9 protein-coding genes are annotated in these 17501 nt (G+C 72.2%); 5 read left to right on the top strand and 4 right to left on the bottom strand.

The window, feature by feature from the left end; all coding sequences use genetic code 11:
• Positions 1-95: 95 nt before the first annotated feature.
• Positions 96-2336 (top strand): CDP-glycerol glycerophosphotransferase family protein, encoded by a 2241-nt coding sequence (locus tag NI25_RS23910; RefSeq protein ID WP_061444403.1) that lies wholly within the window; start codon positions 96-98, stop codon positions 2334-2336.
• Entirely contained in the window at positions 2333-4045 is a 1713-nt protein-coding gene (locus tag NI25_RS23905) for a glycosyltransferase family 2 protein (protein WP_061444402.1), read from the top strand. The genes NI25_RS23910 and NI25_RS23905 overlap by 4 nt, the downstream gene beginning before the upstream one ends.
• Positions 4046-4265: 220 nt before the next feature.
• Here NI25_RS23905 and NI25_RS23900 read toward each other — a convergent pair whose 3' ends face one another.
• The 3 genes from NI25_RS23900 to NI25_RS23890 all read right to left on the bottom strand — a co-directional run bounded on the left by NI25_RS23900 (position 4266) and on the right by NI25_RS23890 (position 10934).
• Positions 4266-9227, bottom strand: coding sequence for an NAD-glutamate dehydrogenase (locus tag NI25_RS23900; protein ID WP_061444401.1), 4962 nt, complete (start codon positions 9225-9227; stop codon positions 4266-4268).
• 473 nt (positions 9228-9700) lie between these two features.
• Positions 9701-10372, bottom strand: coding sequence for an HAD family hydrolase (locus tag NI25_RS23895; RefSeq protein WP_061444400.1), 672 nt, complete (start codon positions 10370-10372; stop codon positions 9701-9703).
• 58 nt (positions 10373-10430) lie between these two features.
• The gene (locus tag NI25_RS23890; protein ID WP_061444399.1) at positions 10431-10934 is read right to left on the bottom strand and encodes a DUF6912 family protein; all 504 of its coding nucleotides are present in this window, start codon (positions 10932-10934) and stop codon (positions 10431-10433) included.
• 735 nt (positions 10935-11669) lie between these two features.
• On the opposite strand from NI25_RS23890, the gene NI25_RS39760 reads away from it, so the two are divergent.
• The gene (locus NI25_RS39760) at positions 11670-12209 is read left to right on the top strand and encodes an Rv3235 family protein (protein ID WP_308189323.1); all 540 of its coding nucleotides are present in this window, start codon (positions 11670-11672) and stop codon (positions 12207-12209) included.
• A 106-nt stretch (positions 12210-12315) separates the two neighbouring features.
• Here NI25_RS39760 and secA read toward each other — a convergent pair whose 3' ends face one another.
• On the bottom strand, positions 12316-15159 hold the full coding sequence (gene secA, locus NI25_RS23870; RefSeq protein ID WP_061444397.1) for a preprotein translocase subunit SecA: 2844 nt from the start codon (positions 15157-15159) through the stop codon (positions 12316-12318).
• A gap of 280 nt (positions 15160-15439) precedes the next feature.
• On the opposite strand from secA, the gene NI25_RS23865 reads away from it, so the two are divergent.
• Positions 15440-16009 carry a GNAT family N-acetyltransferase gene (locus NI25_RS23865; protein ID WP_061447068.1) on the top strand — a complete coding sequence of 190 codons (570 nt, stop codon included), beginning with the start codon at positions 15440-15442 and terminating at the stop codon, positions 16007-16009.
• 316 nt (positions 16010-16325) lie between these two features.
• Complete coding sequence (locus tag NI25_RS23860; RefSeq protein WP_061444396.1) at positions 16326-17501, top strand: winged helix-turn-helix domain-containing protein; 1176 nt, start codon at positions 16326-16328, stop codon at positions 17499-17501.

Here is a 17501-nt window from a genome sequence, read left to right as displayed (position 1 = left end):
TTTGCCTGATTGATGTCACTATGACCGAATAGAAGCCGACCCACAGGAGTGCTCCGGGAGCGACGCAGCGAAGGCCGAGGCGAAGGAGTCCCGCGATGCCCGAGACGGTCCCCGATCCGTTCCCCGAAACGGCCCCCGACCTCAGCGTCGTCGTCCACGGCCGCAACGTCCAGGACCACCTGCCCGCCCTCCTCGACTCCCTGGACGCCCACCCCCTCACCGGTGTCGAGGTGATCGTCGCGGCCGTCGGGGACTGGGCGCGGGAGACGGCCGAGCGGCACGCCCCCGCCTTCACCGTGCTGCCGCTCCCGGAGGGGGCGGGGGACGCGGCGGCCCGCTCGGCCGGGGCGGCCCGGGCGCGGGGCCGGTGGCTGCACTTCGTGCACGCCAAGGACGGGCTGCCGGCCGGCGCCCCGTCCGCCGTCGCCCGGCACACCGCGGGCCTGCCCGGCCCGGTGGACGTCCTGCTGTTCGACCACGTCCGCAGCTCCTGGCGGGCCTCCGGCCTGCCCTCGCCCGACGGGCCCCGCCTCGCCCGCGCGGGCCGCGCCGAGGAGGGTCTCGCCCTCGACGACCGCGCGGGGCTGCTCCGGCTCGCCCCGCTGCTCGGCAACCGGGTCGTGCGCGCCGGGTTCTGGCGGGCCCACGAACGGCTCCTGACCACCGAGGACGAGCCGTTCGCCGCCTACGCCGCCCTGCTGCTCGCCGACCGCGTCGCCTGCCTGCCGCACCCGGCGTACGAGGACCGCAGGCTGCGCCCGGAGAGCCTCCCGCCGCCCACACCGGCGCAGCGGTACGCCCTGGTCGACCGCTACGAGGCGCTGCTCGGTCTCACGGCCGACCGGCCCGCCGTCCACCGCACCCTGTACGACCTGATGGTCCGCGACTGCCTGCGCACCTTCGCCCGCGCCGGGATGCCCGACGACGTGGCACGGGAGTTCTTCCACCGGGCGTCCGTGACCGCCCGGCGCCACCGCCCCGACGGCCACCGGCAGCCCGCCGGGCTGGAAGGGATGCGCCGGTCGCTCCTCGAGGAGGGCGCCTACGGCAAGTACCGCGCCCTCCAGACCGCCAACCACGCCCGCCGCGGGCTGCGCTCCGCCGTACGCACCGGCAGGCGCCGGGCCGGCACGCGGCTGCGCTCTCTCCAGTACCGCGCCGCCCTGGCCCGCCCGGTCGATCCGCACCTCGCGGTCTTCTCGGCGTACTGGAACCGCGGGGTGGCCTGCAATCCGGCCGCCGTCGCCGCCAAGCTCGCGGAACTCGCCCCGAGCATCCACCCGGTGTGGGTGGTCACGGCGCAGGGCGCGGCCCTGCTGCCGCCCGGCACCGACCACGTGGTGCCCGGCACCCGCCGCTACTGGGAGGTGCTGGCCCGCGCCAAGTACCTCGTCAACAACGTCAACTTCCCCGACGCGGTGGTCAAACGCCCCGGCACCGTCCACCTCCAGACCCACCACGGCACCCCGCTCAAACGCATGGGCGTGGACCAGCTCCCCTACCCCGCCGCCGCCCACGGCCTGGACTTCCGGGCCCTGCTCGAGCGCGTCGACAAGTGGGACTACAGCGTCTCCGCCAACAGCCACTCCACCCGCATGTGGCAGCGGGCCTACCCGTCCCACCACATCTCCCTGGACCACGGCTATCCGCGCAACGACGTCTACTACACCGCCGGCGCCGCCGAGGTCCGCGCGGCCCGCGCACGCCTCGGCATCGCGCCCGGCCGTCGCGCGATCCTCTACGCGCCCACCCACCGCGACTACGAAGCCGGCTGGACCCCGCGTCTGGACCTCGCCGCCCTCGCCGACCGGCTCGGCGAGGAAACGGTCCTGCTGGTGCGTGCGCACTACTTCTACGACGCCACCGCCTCCCCCCTGGGGGGCCTGCGCCGCACCGGCCGCCTCGTCGACGTCTCCTCCTACGAACCCGTCGAGGAACTGTGCCTGGCCGCCGACGCGCTGGTCACCGACTACTCGTCGATCATGTTCGACTACGCCAACCTCGACCGCCCGATCGTCGTCCACGCCGACGACTGGGAGACCTACCGCACCACCCGCGGCGTCTACTTCGACCTGATGGCCGAGGCCCCGGGACCGGTCGCCCGCAGCCAGGCGGAGCTGACGGAGATCCTCACCACCGACGCCTGGCACGACGAACGCGCGACCAAGGCACGCGCCGCCTTCCGTCGCCGCTTCTGCGAGTACGACGACGGCCACGCCGCCGAACGCGTCGTGCGCCGGGTCTTCCTCGGCGAGGACGAGCGGACGCTGCCCCCGGTCCTGCCGGTCGAGGACCGCACCCCGGCCCCGAGCCCCGAGGAGGCCACCGCGTCATGAGGACAGCCACCACGAGCCCGGCCACGGTCACGGCCCTCCCCGTGAGGACGCCGGACGTCACCGTCACGGTCATCGTCTACAACGACGCCGAGCGCCTCCCCCGCGCCGTCGCGTCCGTGCTGCGCCAGACCCACGCCAACATCGAGGTCGTCATCAGCGACGACCACTCGACCGACGCGACCGAGGAGGTGGCGCGCGAACTGGCCGCCCACGACCCGCGGGTCGTGTACCTCCGGCTGCCGGAGAACAGCGGCGGGTGCAGCGCCCCGCGCAACCGCGCCCTGGAGATCGCCCGGGCGCCGTACCTGATGTTCCTGGACAGCGACGACGAACTCCCCGAACGCGCCGTCGAGGTCCTCCTCGCCGCCCACCGCGAACGCGACCTCGACTTCGCCATGGGCGCCGTGCACCGCATCCGCGTGGACGGCGGACGCCGTACGACCTGGATGCCGCACCTGGTCGCCGAGCGCCGCACCCTGGACGGCATCGAGGCCGACCCGCGGCTGTTCTTCGAGCACCTCTCCACCAGCAAGATGTACGCCCGCGCCTTCCTCGACCGCCACGGCCTGCGCTTCCCCGAGGGCATCCACTACGAGGACCAGCTCTTCTCGGCCCAGGCGTACTGCCTGGCCAAGACGTTCACCGTCGTCCCCGACCCGGTCTACCGCTGGTACATCGCCCCCTACGCCGCCTCCGACGCCGCCTCCATCTCCAACCAGCGGCACAAGCTCACCAACGTCCGCGACCGCGTCCACGTGCAGCGCCTCATCGACGCGTTCCTGGCCGAGAGCGGGCACGAGGGACTGCGCGAGGACAAGGACTTCAAGTTCCTCAAGCACGACTTCCGGATGTACGCCGGGGACCTCCCCTACCGCGACGACACCTGGCTGGCCTCCTTCGCGGACCTGATGAACCCCTACCTCGACACGCTCGCCGAGGGCGCCTACGCCCGGCTGCCCCGTTCCGAACGGGTCGTCCTGCGCCTGCTGCGCGACCGGCGCCTGTCCGACGTCCGCACGGCGGCCCGGGGCCTCGGCCACGACGTGGCACCGCGCTGCGTGACGCCGGACGAGGAGAGCGGCCGCGTGTACTGGGGCGAGGGCGTTCCGGGATCCCCCGAGGCCCGCCGCGAGCTGGACCTGACGGACCTGGAGCTGGACACCCGGCCGTTCTTCACCGCCCTGCTCCGGCACGAGATCACGGAGATCACGCGCGGCCCGGGTGCCTCCGTCGACCTCACCGTCCGCACCTACGACCCCGCCCTGCGCCTCCCTGTCGGGCCCCAGCGCGCGGTGCTCCACCTGTCCCCCGGCCGTCGGCGCCTCACGGTGCCCTTCCGCCTCTCGCCCGTCCGCCCCGGGGTGTTCGAGGGCCGGGTCCGCCTTGACCTGGCGGCGGCCCGTCTCCCGCTCCACGGCTTCGAGGGCACCCGCCATCCCGTCCTCCGCCTCTGGCACCGCGGCCGCACCCACACGGGCATCCTCCTGGCGCCGCTGGCCTTCCCGCCCCTCACGGCCCGCGTCCCCCACCGCGCCGGTCTCACCCCCCACCGCGTCACCCTCCGCCCGGAGGGCCACAACCCGGGTCGCCTGCAGATCACCTGGCAGCCGACGGGCCCGACCGCCACGGTCCTCCGCCCAGCAGCCCGCCGCCTGTCCACCCCCCGAACCCGAAGAGCAGCCCGCCTGGCCGCCAACATCCTCCACTGACTGACACAGCCGCGAGCAGTCACCAAGCCGGCCGTAGCTGCGGGGCCGTAGCTGCGGGCAGTCGTGCCGCTGGGGCGGCACGGGTGGGCGCAGCGGCACCCCGCAACGCCGGGCCGCGAACGCACCCCCGCCCAGTCCTCCCGGCACACGCCAAGGCGCCCCGGACCGAACCCGGCCCGGGGCGCCTCACACAGCGAGCGGCGCGACACCGCACCGCCCCCTACGAATGCGTGCGCAGCAACGTCCGCATCGTCCGCATGGCCACCGACAGATTCGACAGATCGAACTCGTCCGACGACCGGATCTCCTCCAGCGTCGTCCGCGCCCGTCCGAGAATCGCCGCGTTCTTCTCCTCCCACGCCTTGAACCGCTGCTCCGGCGTCGACGTGCCGTTGCCCACCGCCAGGACGTCCGCGGTCAGCGACGCGTGCGCCGCGTACAGGTCCTCGCGGATCGCGGCGCGGGCCATGGACTGCCACCGGTCGTTGCGCGGAAGATCACTGATGCGGTCCATCAGCTGGGTGACGCCGAGCCGGTCGGCGAGGTCGTAGTACACCTCGGCGACGTCCAGCGGCTCCTTGCCCATGCGGTCGGCCACCGACACGATGTCCAGCGTCGCGAAGGCCGAGGAGAACCCCGCCACCCGCGTGGCCGGCTCGTCCGGGACGCCGGCGGCGGTCAGCTCGTCGTAGATGTGCTGGTACCACTCCGCGTCCGCGCCGCGCAGCAGCTTCGGCAGCTGCGACCACACCTGCTCGACCCGCTCGGCGAAGAAGCCCACCGTCTCGGCCAGCTCCAGCGGCTGCGGCCGGTTGTTGAGCAGCCAGCGCGTGCCGCGCTCGACCAGACGGCGCGAGTGCAGCCGGATCCGGGTCTGGACGGCGGCGTCGACCTTGGTGTCCAGCTCCTCCACCGCGTCCCACACCGGGGAGGAGCGGAAGATCGCCCGGGCCACGGTCTGCGCCCGCACGATCTCCTCCAGCGACGCGCCGGTCTCCTCGCGCATCCGGTGCAGATACGTCGTACCGCCCGTGTTGACCGTGTCGTTGACCAGGACGGTCGTCGTGATCTCACGGCGCAGCGGGTGGCCGTCGACCTGCTCGGCGAACTGCTCGCGCAGCGCCGTCGGGAAGTAGGCGTGCAGCAGGCCCTTGAGGTACGGGTCGTCCGGCAGCGAGGTGTGCAGCAGCTCCTCGGCGACCGTGATCTTCGTGTACGCCAGCAGCACGGCCGTCTCCGGGCCGGTCAGGCCGCGACCGCCGCTCAGCCGCTCGCGGATCTGGCGGTCCGTGGGCAGGAACTCCAGGGCGCGGTCGAGGTGGCCCTCCCTGACCAGGTGGCGCATGAAGCGCTGCTGGGCGTGGAGCATGTCCTTGGACTGCGCGAGCGCGTTGGCGATCGCCGTGTTCTGCGCGTAGTTGTTGCGCAGGACCAGCGCGCCGACCTCGTCGGTCATCTGGGCGAGCAGCTTGTTGCGCTGCTTGACGGTCATGTCGCCGTCCTTGACCAGACCGTTGAGCAGGATCTTGATGTTCACCTCGTGGTCGGAGGTGTCCACGCCCGCGCTGTTGTCGATGGCGTCGGTGTTGATCCGGCCGCCCTGCAGCGCGAACTCGATGCGGCCCAGCTGGGTCAGGCCCAGGTTGCCGCCCTCGCCGACGACCTGGACCCGCAGGTCCTTGCCGTCGACGCGGATGGCGTCGTTGCCCTTGTCGCCGACGTCCGCGTTCGACTCGGTGGACGCCTTGACGTACGTGCCGATGCCGCCGTTCCACAGCAGGTCCACCGGGGCGCTGAGGACCGCCTTCATCAGCTCGGCCGGGGTCATCTTGGTGATGCCCGCCTCGATGCCGAGGGCCTCGCGGATGTGGGCGTTGACCGGGATGGACTTGGCCGTGCGCGGGAAGATCCCGCCGCCCGCCGAGAGCAGCTCGGTGTTGTAGTCCTCCCAGGACGAGCGCGGCAGCTCGAACAGCCGGCGGCGCTCGGCGTACGAGGTGGCCGCGTCCGGCGTCGGGTCGATGAAGATGTGCCGGTGGTCGAAGGCGGCGACGAGGCGGATGTGCTCGCTGAGCAGCATGCCGTTGCCGAAGACGTCGCCGGACATGTCGCCGATGCCGACGACGGTGAAGTCCTGGGTCTGGGTGTCCACGCCCAGCTCCCGGAAGTGCCGCTTGACGGACTCCCAGGCGCCGCGGGCGGTGATGCCCATGCCCTTGTGGTCGTAGCCCGCGCTGCCGCCGGAGGCGAAGGCGTCGCCGAGCCAGAAGTTGTAGGACTCGGCGACCTCGTTGGCGATGTCGGAGAACTTCGCGGTGCCCTTGTCGGCGGCGACGACGAGGTAGGTGTCGTCCTCGTCGTGCCGGACGACGTCCGCGGGGTGCACGACCTCGCCGGCCACCATGTTGTCGGTGATGTCGAGCAGCGCCGAGATGAAGGTCTTGTAGCTGGCGATGCCCTCCGCCATCCAGGCGTCGCGGTCGACGCTCGGGTCGGGCAGCTGCTTGGCGACGAAGCCGCCCTTGGCGCCCACCGGCACGATGACGGTGTTCTTCACCATCTGCGCCTTGACCAGGCCGAGGATCTCGGTGCGGAAGTCCTCGCGCCGGTCCGACCAGCGCAGACCACCGCGGGCGACCTTCCCGAAGCGCAGGTGCACGCCCTCGACGCGCGGCGAGTACACCCAGATCTCGAACGCCGGGCGCGGTGCCGGCAGGTCGGGGATGGCCTGGGGGTCGAACTTCATGGAGACGTAGTCGTGGGGCTTGCCGCCCTCCGCCTGCTGGAAGAAGTTCGTCCGCAGCGTCGCCTTGATGACGGTGAGGAAGGACCGCAGGATCCGGTCCTCGTCGAGGCTGGCGACCTGGTCGAGGGCCGCGTCGACCTCTTCGAGCAGGGCGTCGACGATCTCCCGCCCGGCGCGCTGCCGCTCCGGTGCCATCCGCGCCTCGAACAGGTTGATCAGCAGGCGCGTGGTGTGGACGTTGTTGCGGAGGGTGTCCTCCATGTAGTCCTGGCTGAAGGTCGAACCGGCCTGGCGCAGGTACTTGGCGTAGGCGCGCAGCACCATCGCCTCGCGCCAGGTCAGGCCGGCGCTGAGCACGAGGGCGTTGAAGCCGTCGTTCTCCGCCTTGCCGGTCCAGGTGGCGGCGAAGGCGTCCTGGACGCGCTCGCGGGCGTCGTCGCCGAGGTAGTCGGCGCCGCCGGCCGGGGCCTTGGGCATCCGCAGGCCGAAGTCGTAGATCCAGGCGGTGGTGCGGTCCGCGCAGCGCAGCTCGTAGGGCCGCTCGTCGGTGACCTCGACGCCGAGCCGGCTGAGCACCGGCAGGACGGCGGACAGGGAGACCGAGCCGCCCTTCTGGTAGATCTTGAAACGCCGCTCCTCGGGCGCGGCGCCGACCGGCTCGTACAGGCTCAGCGCGAAGGTCTTCTCCTCGTCGAGCTGCTCCAGGTGGCCGAGGTCGGCGACGGCGGAGCGCGGGCCGTGGTCGGCCTTGTAGCCCTCGGGGAAGGCCGAGCCGTAGTGGCGCAGCAGCTCGGCGGCGCGTTCCTCCCCGAACTCGGCGGTGAGCGCCTCGCCGAATCCGTCGGCCCAGGAGCGGGCGGCCTCGACGAGACGTGCCTCGACGCGCTCCTTGTCGGCGTCGGACAGGTGCGGCAGCTCGGTGCCCTGCGGGACGCGGACCACGAAGTGCAGGCGGGACAGGATCGACTCGGTGTTCCAGGCCGTGAAGTCGACGCTGGTGCCGCCGAGCTCCTCCTTGAGGATGTCGATGATCCGCAGCCGCACACCGGTGGTGTAGCGGTCGCGGGGCAGGTAGACGAGGGCCGAGTAGTAGCGGCCGTACTCGTCCTGGCGCAGGTAGAGGCGGAGGCGGCGGCGCTCCTGGAGGTAGAGCACGGAGGTGACGATCGGCTCCAGCTCCTCGACGGAGGTCTGGAACATCTCGTCGCGCGGGTACGTCTCCAGGATCTGGAGCAGGTCCCGGCCGTCGTGGCTGTTGGGCGAGAACCCGGCGCGCTCCAGCACCTCCTCCACCTTGCGCCGCACGACCGGCACCCGGCGGACGGACTCGGTGTAGGCGGCGGAGGAGAACAGGCCGAGGAAACGCCGCTCGCCGACGACGTTGCCGTTCTCGTCGAACTTCTTGACGCCGACGTAGTCGAGGTACGACGGCCGGTGCACGGTGGCCCGGCTGTTCGCCTTGGTCAGCACCAGCAGCCGGTGCTCGCGGGCCTTGGCCCGGGCGTCGGCGGGCAGCCGCTCGAAGGAGGGGCTGACGGGGTGGCTCTCGTCGGTCGCGTGGTGCGGGTCGGAGCGCAGGATGCCGAGGCCGGTGCCGGCGACGGCGGCGAGGGAGTCGTCCTCGCGCAGCTCGTACTCGCGGTAGCCGAGGAAGGTGAAGTGGTCGTCGGCCAGCCAGTGGAGCAGCTCGCGGGCCTCCTCCAGCTCCCGCGCGGGGAGGTCCTCGGGGGTGGCCTCGGTCGGCAGGCCGTCGGCGATGCGGACGGCCGCGTCCCGCATCTTGCCCCAGTCCTCGACGGTCTCGCGGACGTCGTTGAGGACGCGGAGCAGGTCGGCGGTGATCTGCTTGAGGTCGCCGCGGTCGGTCTCGCGGTCGATCTCGACGTGGATCCAGGACTCGGTGTGCGCGTCGTGCGGCAGGTCGGCGGTGGGCGGGCCGGCGAGCACCTCGACGAGCTTGCCGGCGACGTCGCGCCGCACCACGATCTGCGGGTGGACGACGACGTGGATGCCGCGGCCCTGACGGGTCAGCTCGTTGGTCACGGAGTCGACGAGGAAGGGCATGTCGTCGGTGACCACCTCGACGACGGAGTGGCTGCACGTCCAGCCGTTCTCCTCGACCGTCGGGGTGTGCACCCGGACGTTCGCCGTGCCCTGCGGGCGGTTCTCCGCCAGCCGGTAGTGCGAGACGGCGGCTCCGAAGACGTCGACCGGGTCGCGGTCGGTCAGGTCCTCCGGGGCGGTGTGCCGGTAGTAGCGCTGGAGGAACGCGAACACGGATGCGTAGTCCGGGGCGCCGTCCGGGCCGTCCGGGGTGCCCGGAGTTCCCTCGCCCGTCGTCCCGGTCGGTAGGTGCCCCCCGACCGGGCTGTTCTCAGCTACCCGCGCAGCCCTTTCGAGCAGCTCGGCCTTGGCTTCGTCCAGCTTGGTCTGCATTGTCCTCTGACTCCTGTCGCGCGCCGTTGCGTGACGTAGAAGGAAGTACGGTCTCCTGCCTTCCGGCATGACGTCGGGACACGGGGTGTCCGGTCCACTTCGACGCTATGCCGCAAGACGAGAGGAGCGGGGGCATATCAGCCAATGTCGCCGCTCTCACCGGGTGTGACTTCGCTCTCGCCGTCACCGTCCGGGGAGTGCGCGGCGGTCTGCCGGGGGTCTGTGCCGCCCCGTCCCGCCCGCGAGGATCAGCGACCGCCGCCCGGGCACGGATGTCGTCCGTGTGTGCCGGGCGCGGGGCAGGGGCACCAGTGCCCCCGCGAGCTATCGCGCTGATCACGCCACAAGGCTATCGCTCCCCGCGGGCTGCTCGTCATGGGCCGCATGTGTACAAAACCGGGCCCGCAACTTGGACGTTCCGCACAGCTACCCTCCGGTAACGGCGCGGCTCGCGGCACCGGACGCCGCCGCCGTCATCCCGCCAGCCGCTCCGCCACAGCCACGGCCTCCCCCAGCGTGTCCACCACCGGCACCCCGGCCCCTTCGAGGCTGGCCCGGCTGTGGGACCCGCCGGTGTACAGCACCGCCCCCGCCCCTACGTGGCGCGCCGCCACCGCGTCGTCCGCGGCGTCCCCGATCACCACGGTGCGGGCGGGCTCCACCCCGGACAGCGCCAGCTGCGCGAGATGCCGCACCATGTGCTCGGCCTTGCTGCCCCCGGACGGCCCGGTGCGGCCGTCGACGCGTATGAAGTGGGCCTCGATCCCGAGCCCCTTGACCAGGGGCACCAGCTCGTCGTGGCCGTACATGCTGAGGATCGACTGGCTGCGCCCCGCGGACCGCCACCCCGCGAGCAGCTCCGTGGCACCCTCGGCGAGCCGGCAACGCCCACGGTGTGCGCTGTAGTGGCGCTGGAAGGTCGCGTCCATGAGCTGCCACTCGGCGTCCGTGGGCACCCTTCCCATCAGCCGCTCGTAGAACTTCGGCACCGGCACGCAGTACAGCGCCCGGTACTGCTCCAGTGTGATCGGCGCCAGCCCCAGCTCGGCGAACGCCGCGTTCGTCGCCCCGATGATCGCGTCGTTGTCGTGGAACAGCGTGCCGTTCCAGTCCCACACGATGTGTGCGCCCGTCTGCATCCCCATGCCCGAAAACGTACCCGCCCTCACTGACAATCGGGACGTTGCGGCGCGAAGTGCCTGTTCAGACCAGGTTCGGGATCTCCTGCGTCGCGTACCAGAGCAGCTCGTGGTCCTCCGCGCCGTCCACGACGAACTGGGCGTCGTCGTCCCCGCCGTCCGCCGCCGCGAGCGCCTCGGCCGCCGCGCTCACGTCCGCCTCGGCGTCGGCGGAGTCGACGTGCACCGCGGCCGCCTTGGCCAGTGGCAGCGGCCCGGCGACCCGGACCTCGCCCAGCGCCGCCGGGTCGAGTCCCCGGTCCGGGTCGGCCGCGGCGGCACGGTCGGGCACGTCGGCGGCGACCACGACGCGGCGCCGCGCCGCGGCGGCGTCGGCCGCCAGCAGACGCAAGGACGCCAGCGCGGCGCGGTTCAGGGCGGCGTACTCCAGCTCCTCGATGTCGTCCGACAGGTACCACTCGCGCAGCGCCGGCGTGACGGCGTAGGCGACGAGCGGCCCGGCCCCCAGCTCCCCCGCCCGGTGCGCCTCGGCGAGGCCGGACAGGGTCAGGGGGACGTAGACGCGCATGAGTCTGCCGCTTTCGTGGTCGGGGACGCCGCCGGGGCGCTCGGTGGACCCGGCGGGAGAGCCTTCAGGATACGTGCGGGTGTCCCCTTTCGGGTCCCCGCCCGGGGCGTCGGGGGCGTCCATCCCGGTCCCGGGATTCACCCTGTCCCCCCTTGCCGTCCGGGCTCTCGACCCCCCTCAATCACTCGGATAGGTGAACCTGCCCGCCCCCGCGACGCGGTCGCCCGCCTCCTTGCCGTGCCACCCTTCCAGCCCGTACAAGATCCCCGACCGCGAAGTTACTGCCCGGTATCTCCGGGCCCGCCGAACGGGGACCCCATGCGCAAGGTCATGACCAGGAACCGGCTCCGCCCCACCGCCCCATCCAGCCCCGCCCCAACGGGCCCACTCACCCGGCCCGCACGGCCCGCCCCGCCCGGCGAGCCCGGCAGCGCCCCGTCCCGAGGCCCGGGAGGCACCACCCCGCCCGACCACACGCCCCTGAGCGCCGCCTCCGCCCATGCCCCGTCCGACGGGTACGCCTACCTCCCGTCCGGCGCACCCGGGGGTGTGCCGGCCCGTGCGCCCGGCGGCGTGCCGCCCCGCAGGCCGGGAGCGCGCGGGGCGCGCGCCGCCGCGGCCGGTGGGCGGCCGCCGGGGTCCCCGGGCCGGTCCCAGCGGTCGCGTACGCGGCCGGCGGACACCCGTCCGCCCACGGCCGGCCCCGGACCGGGCGCCAAGCCGGGGGCCGTCGCCGTGCCGGACTCGCCCTCCACGGGACCGGTGCCCACCCCGGCCGCCCGTCCCGGCCCCGGGGCGGCCCTCGCTCCGGCGCGCACCGCGAACCCGGTCACGGCCCGCACGGCGGGGGTGCCCGCACCGGTGGTGCACCGGGCCGCGCGGTCCGCCGCAGCGCCTCTCGTCCCCACGCAGACCCCGCGCCGCCCCGTTCCGCAGCTCCGCCCCACCGACCACTTCGCCGAGCTCCTCCTCGGCGTGCTCAGCGGGCGGCGCCCCGTCCACTCGATGCTTCGGCACACCGTCGGCCATGCCTACGACGACCTGGCCCACCTCGCCGAACGCGGACCGCTGCGCACCCGCGGCGCGTCCCCCGTCGTGCGCGACATCGGCTACTTCGAGCCCCGGCCGGGCGCCCTGGAGGTCTTCGCCCGCATCGGCGCGGGCGACCGGCTGCGTGCCATGGCCTTCCGGCTGGAACAGGGCCGGGACCTGCGCTGGCGCTGTACGGCGGTGGAAGTGGGCGGCCCCCGCAGGCACCGCGCGGACGACGACTGAGGCGCCGCCCGCACCCGTGCCCCGGCCCGGAGAACAGGCCGAAGGGCCGGTCACCCCCGGGTGACCGGCCCTTCCACCGCCACGGCGCCCGCCGGGCACCGCACCGTCACTTCTTGCGGCGGCGCCCGCCCTTGGCCTGCTTGCGGCGCTCCGCGCGCGTGAGCCCGTCGGACTGGGCGGACGCCGGCTCGCCGTCGGTGAACTCACCCTCGACGACGCCACCCTCACCGTCCACGGTGGGCGCGGAGAAGTGCAGGTCCCGACGCTGCGGCGCGTCGAGGCCCTTGGCCCGGATCTCCGGACGGGCGCCCGCCTGGGCCGGGACCGCGTCCTGCGCGCCCTTGTCGAGCGACGGCGCCGCGTCCTCGACCGGAACCTCCTCGACCTGCTGCTCGACCTGGACCTCCAGGTTGAACAGGTAGCCGACGGACTCCTCCTTGATGCCCTCCATCATGGCCTGGAACATGTCGAAGCCCTCGCGCTGGTACTCGACCAGCGGGTCCTTCTGCGCCATCGCGCGCAGGCCGATGCCCTCCTGGAGGTAGTCCATCTCGTAGAGGTGCTCGCGCCACTTGCGGTCCAGGACCGACAGGACGACCCGGCGCTCCAGCTCGCGCATGATCTCGGAGCCGAGCTGCTTCTCCCGCGCCTCGTACTGCTCCATGATGTCGTCCTTGATGGACTCCGCGATGTAGTCGGCGGTGAGGCCGGCCCGGTCGCCGGCCGCCTCCTCCAGCTCCTCGACGGTGACCTTCACCGGGTAGAGCTGCTTGAACGCGCCCCACAGCCGGTCGAGGTCCCAGTCCTCCGGGAAGCCCTCGGCGGTCTCGGCCTGCACGTAGGCGTCGATCGTGTCGTTCATGAAGTGCTGGATCTGCTCCTGCAGGTCCTCGCCCTCCAGGACGCGGCGCCGCTCGCCGTAGATGACCTCACGCTGGCGGTTGAGGACCTCGTCGTACTTCAGGACGTTCTTACGGGTCTCGAAGTTCTGCGTCTCGACCTGCGACTGGGCGGACGCGATCGCGCGCGTGACCATCTTGTTCTCGATCGGCACGTCGTCCGGCACGTTGGCCATGGACATCACGCGCTCGACCATCTGGGCCTTGAACAGCCGCATCAGGTCGTCGCCCAGGGAGAGGTAGAAACGGGACTCACCGGGGTCGCCCTGACGGCCGGAACGACCGCGCAACTGGTTGTCGATGCGGCGCGACTCGTGCCGCTCGGTGCCCAGGACGTAGAGACCGCCCAGCTCCTTGACCTCTTCGAACTCGGCCTTGACCGCCTGCTCGGCCCGCTCCAGGGCGGCGGGCAGGGCCGCGGCCCACTCCTCGATGTGCTCCTCGGGGTCGAGGCCGCGCTGGCGCAGCTCCGCCTCCGCGAGGTCCTCGGGGTTGCCGCCGAGCTTGATGTCCGTACCGCGGCCGGCCATGTTGGTGGCCACCGTCACCGCGCCCTTGCGGCCCGCCTGGGCGACGATCGTCGCCTCCCGGTCGTGCTGCTTGGCGTTGAGCACCTCGTGCTGGACGCCGCGCTTGCTGAGCTGCTGCGAGAGGTACTCGGACTTCTCGACCGAGGTGGTGCCGACGAGGATCGGCTGCCCCTTGCGGTGCTTCTCCTCGATGTCGTCGACGACCGCCTCGAACTTGGCGACCTCGGTGCGGTAGATCAGGTCCGACTGGTCCTTGCGGACCATCGGCCGGTTGGTCGGGATGGGCACCACGCCGAGCTTGTAGATCTGGTGGAACTCGGCGGCCTCGGTCATCGCCGTACCGGTCATGCCGGAGAGGCCGGGGACTTCCTTGCCCTTGTGGTCGCGACGCTTGTAGAGGCGGAAGAAGTTCTGGAGGGTGATCGTGGCGAGCGTCTGGTTCTCGTCCTTGATGTCCACCCCTTCCTTCGCCTCGATCGCCTGGTGCATGCCCTCGTTGTAACGGCGGCCGGCGAGGATACGGCCGGTGTGCTCGTCGACGATCATGACTTCGCCGTCGAGGACGACGTAGTCCTTGTCCTTCTTGAAGAGTTCCTTGGCCTTGATGGCGTTGTTGAGGTAGCCGACCAGCGGGGTGTTCACCGACTCGTAGAGGTTGTCGATGCCCAGCCAGTCCTCGACCTTGGACACGCCCGACTCGTGGATGGCGACGGTGCGCTTCTTCTCGTCGACCTCGTAGTCGCCGGTCTCCTCGATGCCCTTGAGGGTGTTGCCGGCCTCGCCCTTCTTCAGGCGGGTGACCAGCTTGGCGAAGTCGCCGTACCACTTGGTGGCCTGGTCGGCCGGGCCCGAGATGATCAGCGGCGTACGGGCCTCGTCGACGAGGATGGAGTCGACCTCGTCGACGATGGCGAAGTTGTGGCCGCGCTGGACCAGCTCGTCCTTGGACCACGCCATGTTGTCGCGCAGGTAGTCGAAGCCGAACTCGTTGTTCGTGCCGTAGGTGATGTCACAGCCGTACATCTCGCGGCGCTGGGCCGGCGTCTGGTTGGCCAGGATGCAGCCGACGGTCAGGCCCAGGAACTTGTGGACGCGGCCCATCAGCTCCGAGTCGCGCTCGGCCAGGTAGTCGTTGACCGTGACGATGTGCACGCCCTCGCCGGAGAGGGCGTTGAGATAGGCGGGCAGCGTGCCGACGAGGGTCTTGCCCTCACCGGTCTTCATCTCGGCCACGTAGCCCATGTGCAGGGCGGCGCCGCCCATGATCTGCACGTCGTAGTGGCGCTGGCCCAGGACGCGCTTGGCGGCCTCACGGACGGTGGCGAAGGCTTCGGGCAGCAGGTCGTCAAGGCTCTCACCGTCGGCGTAGCGCTGCTTGTACTCGTCGGTGAGGGCCCGCAGCTCGGCGTCGGAGAGGTCAGTGAAGTCCTCTTCGATGGAGTTGACCTGGTCCGCGATGCGGTGCAGCTTGCGCAGGATCTTGCCTTCGCCTGCACGCATGATCTTCGAGAGGACGGACACGGGGGTTGGTCTCCTTGCCGGTCGGGCCTGGGACGGTCGGTTTCCTGTGACGGATCGGGCAACGGCCATCGTATGCGAGGACCCCGCCGCACCGGGAGGCCTGCCGTAACGGGGACCGTCCACACCTTTGCATTCAGCTTCCCTGTCTGCTGTCACCCCTTTCAACGTCCGGGCCCCGCGGATGGTGCCGCACGTTCCGGCGAATCGCACGCCAGGTGACCGGATGTTCACGGACGGCAAAACACTGGCACCGCCCCGGGAGGCCGAGCAGAATCGGCCGATGGAACCCGTCACGCTCACCACCGACCGCCTGGTCCTGCGCGCGGTCGGCCCGCAGGACACCGAGGCCGTGTACGCCGCCTGCCAGGACGCCGACATCCAGCGCTGGACGACGATCCCCTCGCCCTACCTCCCGGAGCACGCGCGGAGCTTCACGGAGCAGGTGGTCCCCGACGGCTGGGCGAACGACTCGATGTTCACCTTCGGCCTCTTCCTTCCCGCCGGGGACCTGGCCGGCATGCTCGGCGTCACGATGATCTCCCTGGGCGTCGGCGAGATCGGGTTCTGGGGCGCCAGGGAGCACCGCGGCCGGGGCCACGTCACCGAGGCCGCCGTGACCGTCGCCCGCTGGGCCTTCACCGAACGGGCCGTCGACCGCCTGGAGTGGCGCGCCGAGGTCGGCAACACGGCCTCCCGCGCGGTGGCCCAGCGCGCGGGTTTCACCATGGAGGGCACGCTGCGCTCCGGTATCAACAACCAGGGCACACGCCGCGACTGCTGGATCGGCTCCCTCCTCCCCTCAGACCTCGCCCTCCCATCGACGTCCCCGTACCTGCCCGCACAGGCGTAGCTGCGGTCAGGCGTGCCGCCGGGCGGCAACGGGTGGGCGCAGCGGCACCGGCCCGCGTGTAGCTGCGGGCAGTCGTGCCGCTGGGGCGGCAACAGGTGGGCGGACCGACACCGGCCCGCGTGTACCCGCGTGTAGCTGCGGGCAGTCGTGCCGCTGGGGCGGCACGGGTGGGCGCAGCGGCACCCGGCCGGCACCGGCCCGCGCCCCCCACCCCCGCCACCCCGCGCCGGGTGCCACCCGAACCCCGCCCCACCGCACCCACCACCTCCCCGCACCCCGCACCCACTGTCAGACCCACCCCCTATCGTGCGGACGCATGACGACCCTCCCGCCCCCCGCCACGGAACTGTCCGCAGCCGAGGCCCGCCGCCTCGCCCTCCGCGCACAGGGCTTCCTCGGCGCCCCCGACCGCCGCGCCGGCGTCCGCGGCGTCCTCCGTCACCTGGGCGCGGTGCAACTCGACACCATCTCGGTCCTGGCCCGCTCCCACGAGCTCGTCCCGTACGCCCGCCTGGGCGCGGTCGGCCGCAAGACCGTCGACGACGCCTACTGGAAGGACACCCACGCCTTCGAGTACTGGTCCCACGCCGCGTGCATCCTCCCCATCGAGGAATGGCCCCACTTCGCCTTCCGACGCCGCGCGCTCCGCAACCGCCCGCACTGGAACCACCACCTCCCCGAGGGCGACTACGACCGCGTCATCGAACAGCTCCGCGCCGAAGGGCCCCTCACCGCGACCGACCTCGGGGGTGCGAAGAAGACCAGCGAGTGGTGGGACTGGTCGGGCACGAAGGTCGCCGTCGAGCGCGCGCTGATGTACGGCGAGGTTGTGTGCGTGGAGCGCCGCGGCTGGAAGCGGGTGTACGACCTGGCGGAGCGCGCGGTCCCGGCCGCGCTGCTCCACGACGACCTGGACGACACGGAGTGCCTGCGCCGCCTGGTCCGCCTGGCCGGTCAGTCCCTGGGCGTCGGCACGCGCGCGGACATCGCGGACTACCACCGTCTCAAGGCCGAGCAGGTCGACGCGGTGATCGCCGACTCGGGCCTGGTGCCGGTCACGGTGCAGGGCTGGGGCCGCCCGGCCTGGGCGGATCCGGCGGCCCTGGAGACTCCCCCGCGCGGCCGTCACCGCACGACGCTGCTTTCGCCTTTCGACTCCCTCATCTGGGAGCGGGCGCGTACGGAGCGGATTTTCGGTTTCACCCACCGCCTGGAGGCCTACGTGCCCAAGCGGAAGCGGGTGCACGGCTACTTCGCGATGCCGGTCCTGGCCGGAGGGCGGCTCGTCGGCCGGGTGGACCCGGCGCGCGAGGGACGCACCCTGGTCGCCAAGCAGGTCACGCTCGAGGGCCGGAAGGCGGCCCCGGCGGTGGCCCAGGCCCTGGTCGAGGCGGCGAGCTGGGTGGACTGCACGGACGTGCGCGTGGAGCGGGTGGAGGCGCCCGACCTGCGCGAGCCCCTCACCCGGGAGCTCGCCCTCCTGCTCCACTGA

Origin of the sequence: Streptomyces sp. CCM_MD2014 (assembly GCF_000772045.1) — a bacterium.
GTDB classification, from domain to species: Bacteria; Actinomycetota; Actinomycetes; order Streptomycetales; family Streptomycetaceae; genus Streptomyces; species Streptomyces salinarius.
Note: the sequence above shows the minus strand (reverse complement) of the source record. Positions and strands in the feature narration are given on the sequence as shown.

What these genes read in the sequence shown, in the direction of transcription:
- NI25_RS23860 (WP_061444396.1), top strand. Translation starts at nt 16,326, where the DNA reads ATGACGACCCTCCCGCCCCCCGCCACGGAACTGTCCGCAGCCGAGGCC.
- NI25_RS23910 (WP_061444403.1), top strand. Translation starts at nt 96, where the DNA reads ATGCCCGAGACGGTCCCCGATCCGTTCCCCGAAACGGCCCCCGACCTC.
- NI25_RS23900 (WP_061444401.1), bottom strand. Translation starts at nt 9,227, where the DNA reads ATGCAGACCAAGCTGGACGAAGCCAAGGCCGAGCTGCTCGAAAGGGCT.
- NI25_RS23865 (WP_061447068.1), top strand. Translation starts at nt 15,440, where the DNA reads ATGGAACCCGTCACGCTCACCACCGACCGCCTGGTCCTGCGCGCGGTC.
- NI25_RS23895 (WP_061444400.1), bottom strand. Translation starts at nt 10,372, where the DNA reads ATGGGGATGCAGACGGGCGCACACATCGTGTGGGACTGGAACGGCACG.
- NI25_RS23905 (WP_061444402.1), top strand. Translation starts at nt 2,333, where the DNA reads ATGAGGACAGCCACCACGAGCCCGGCCACGGTCACGGCCCTCCCCGTG.
- NI25_RS23890 (WP_061444399.1), bottom strand. Translation starts at nt 10,934, where the DNA reads ATGCGCGTCTACGTCCCCCTGACCCTGTCCGGCCTCGCCGAGGCGCAC.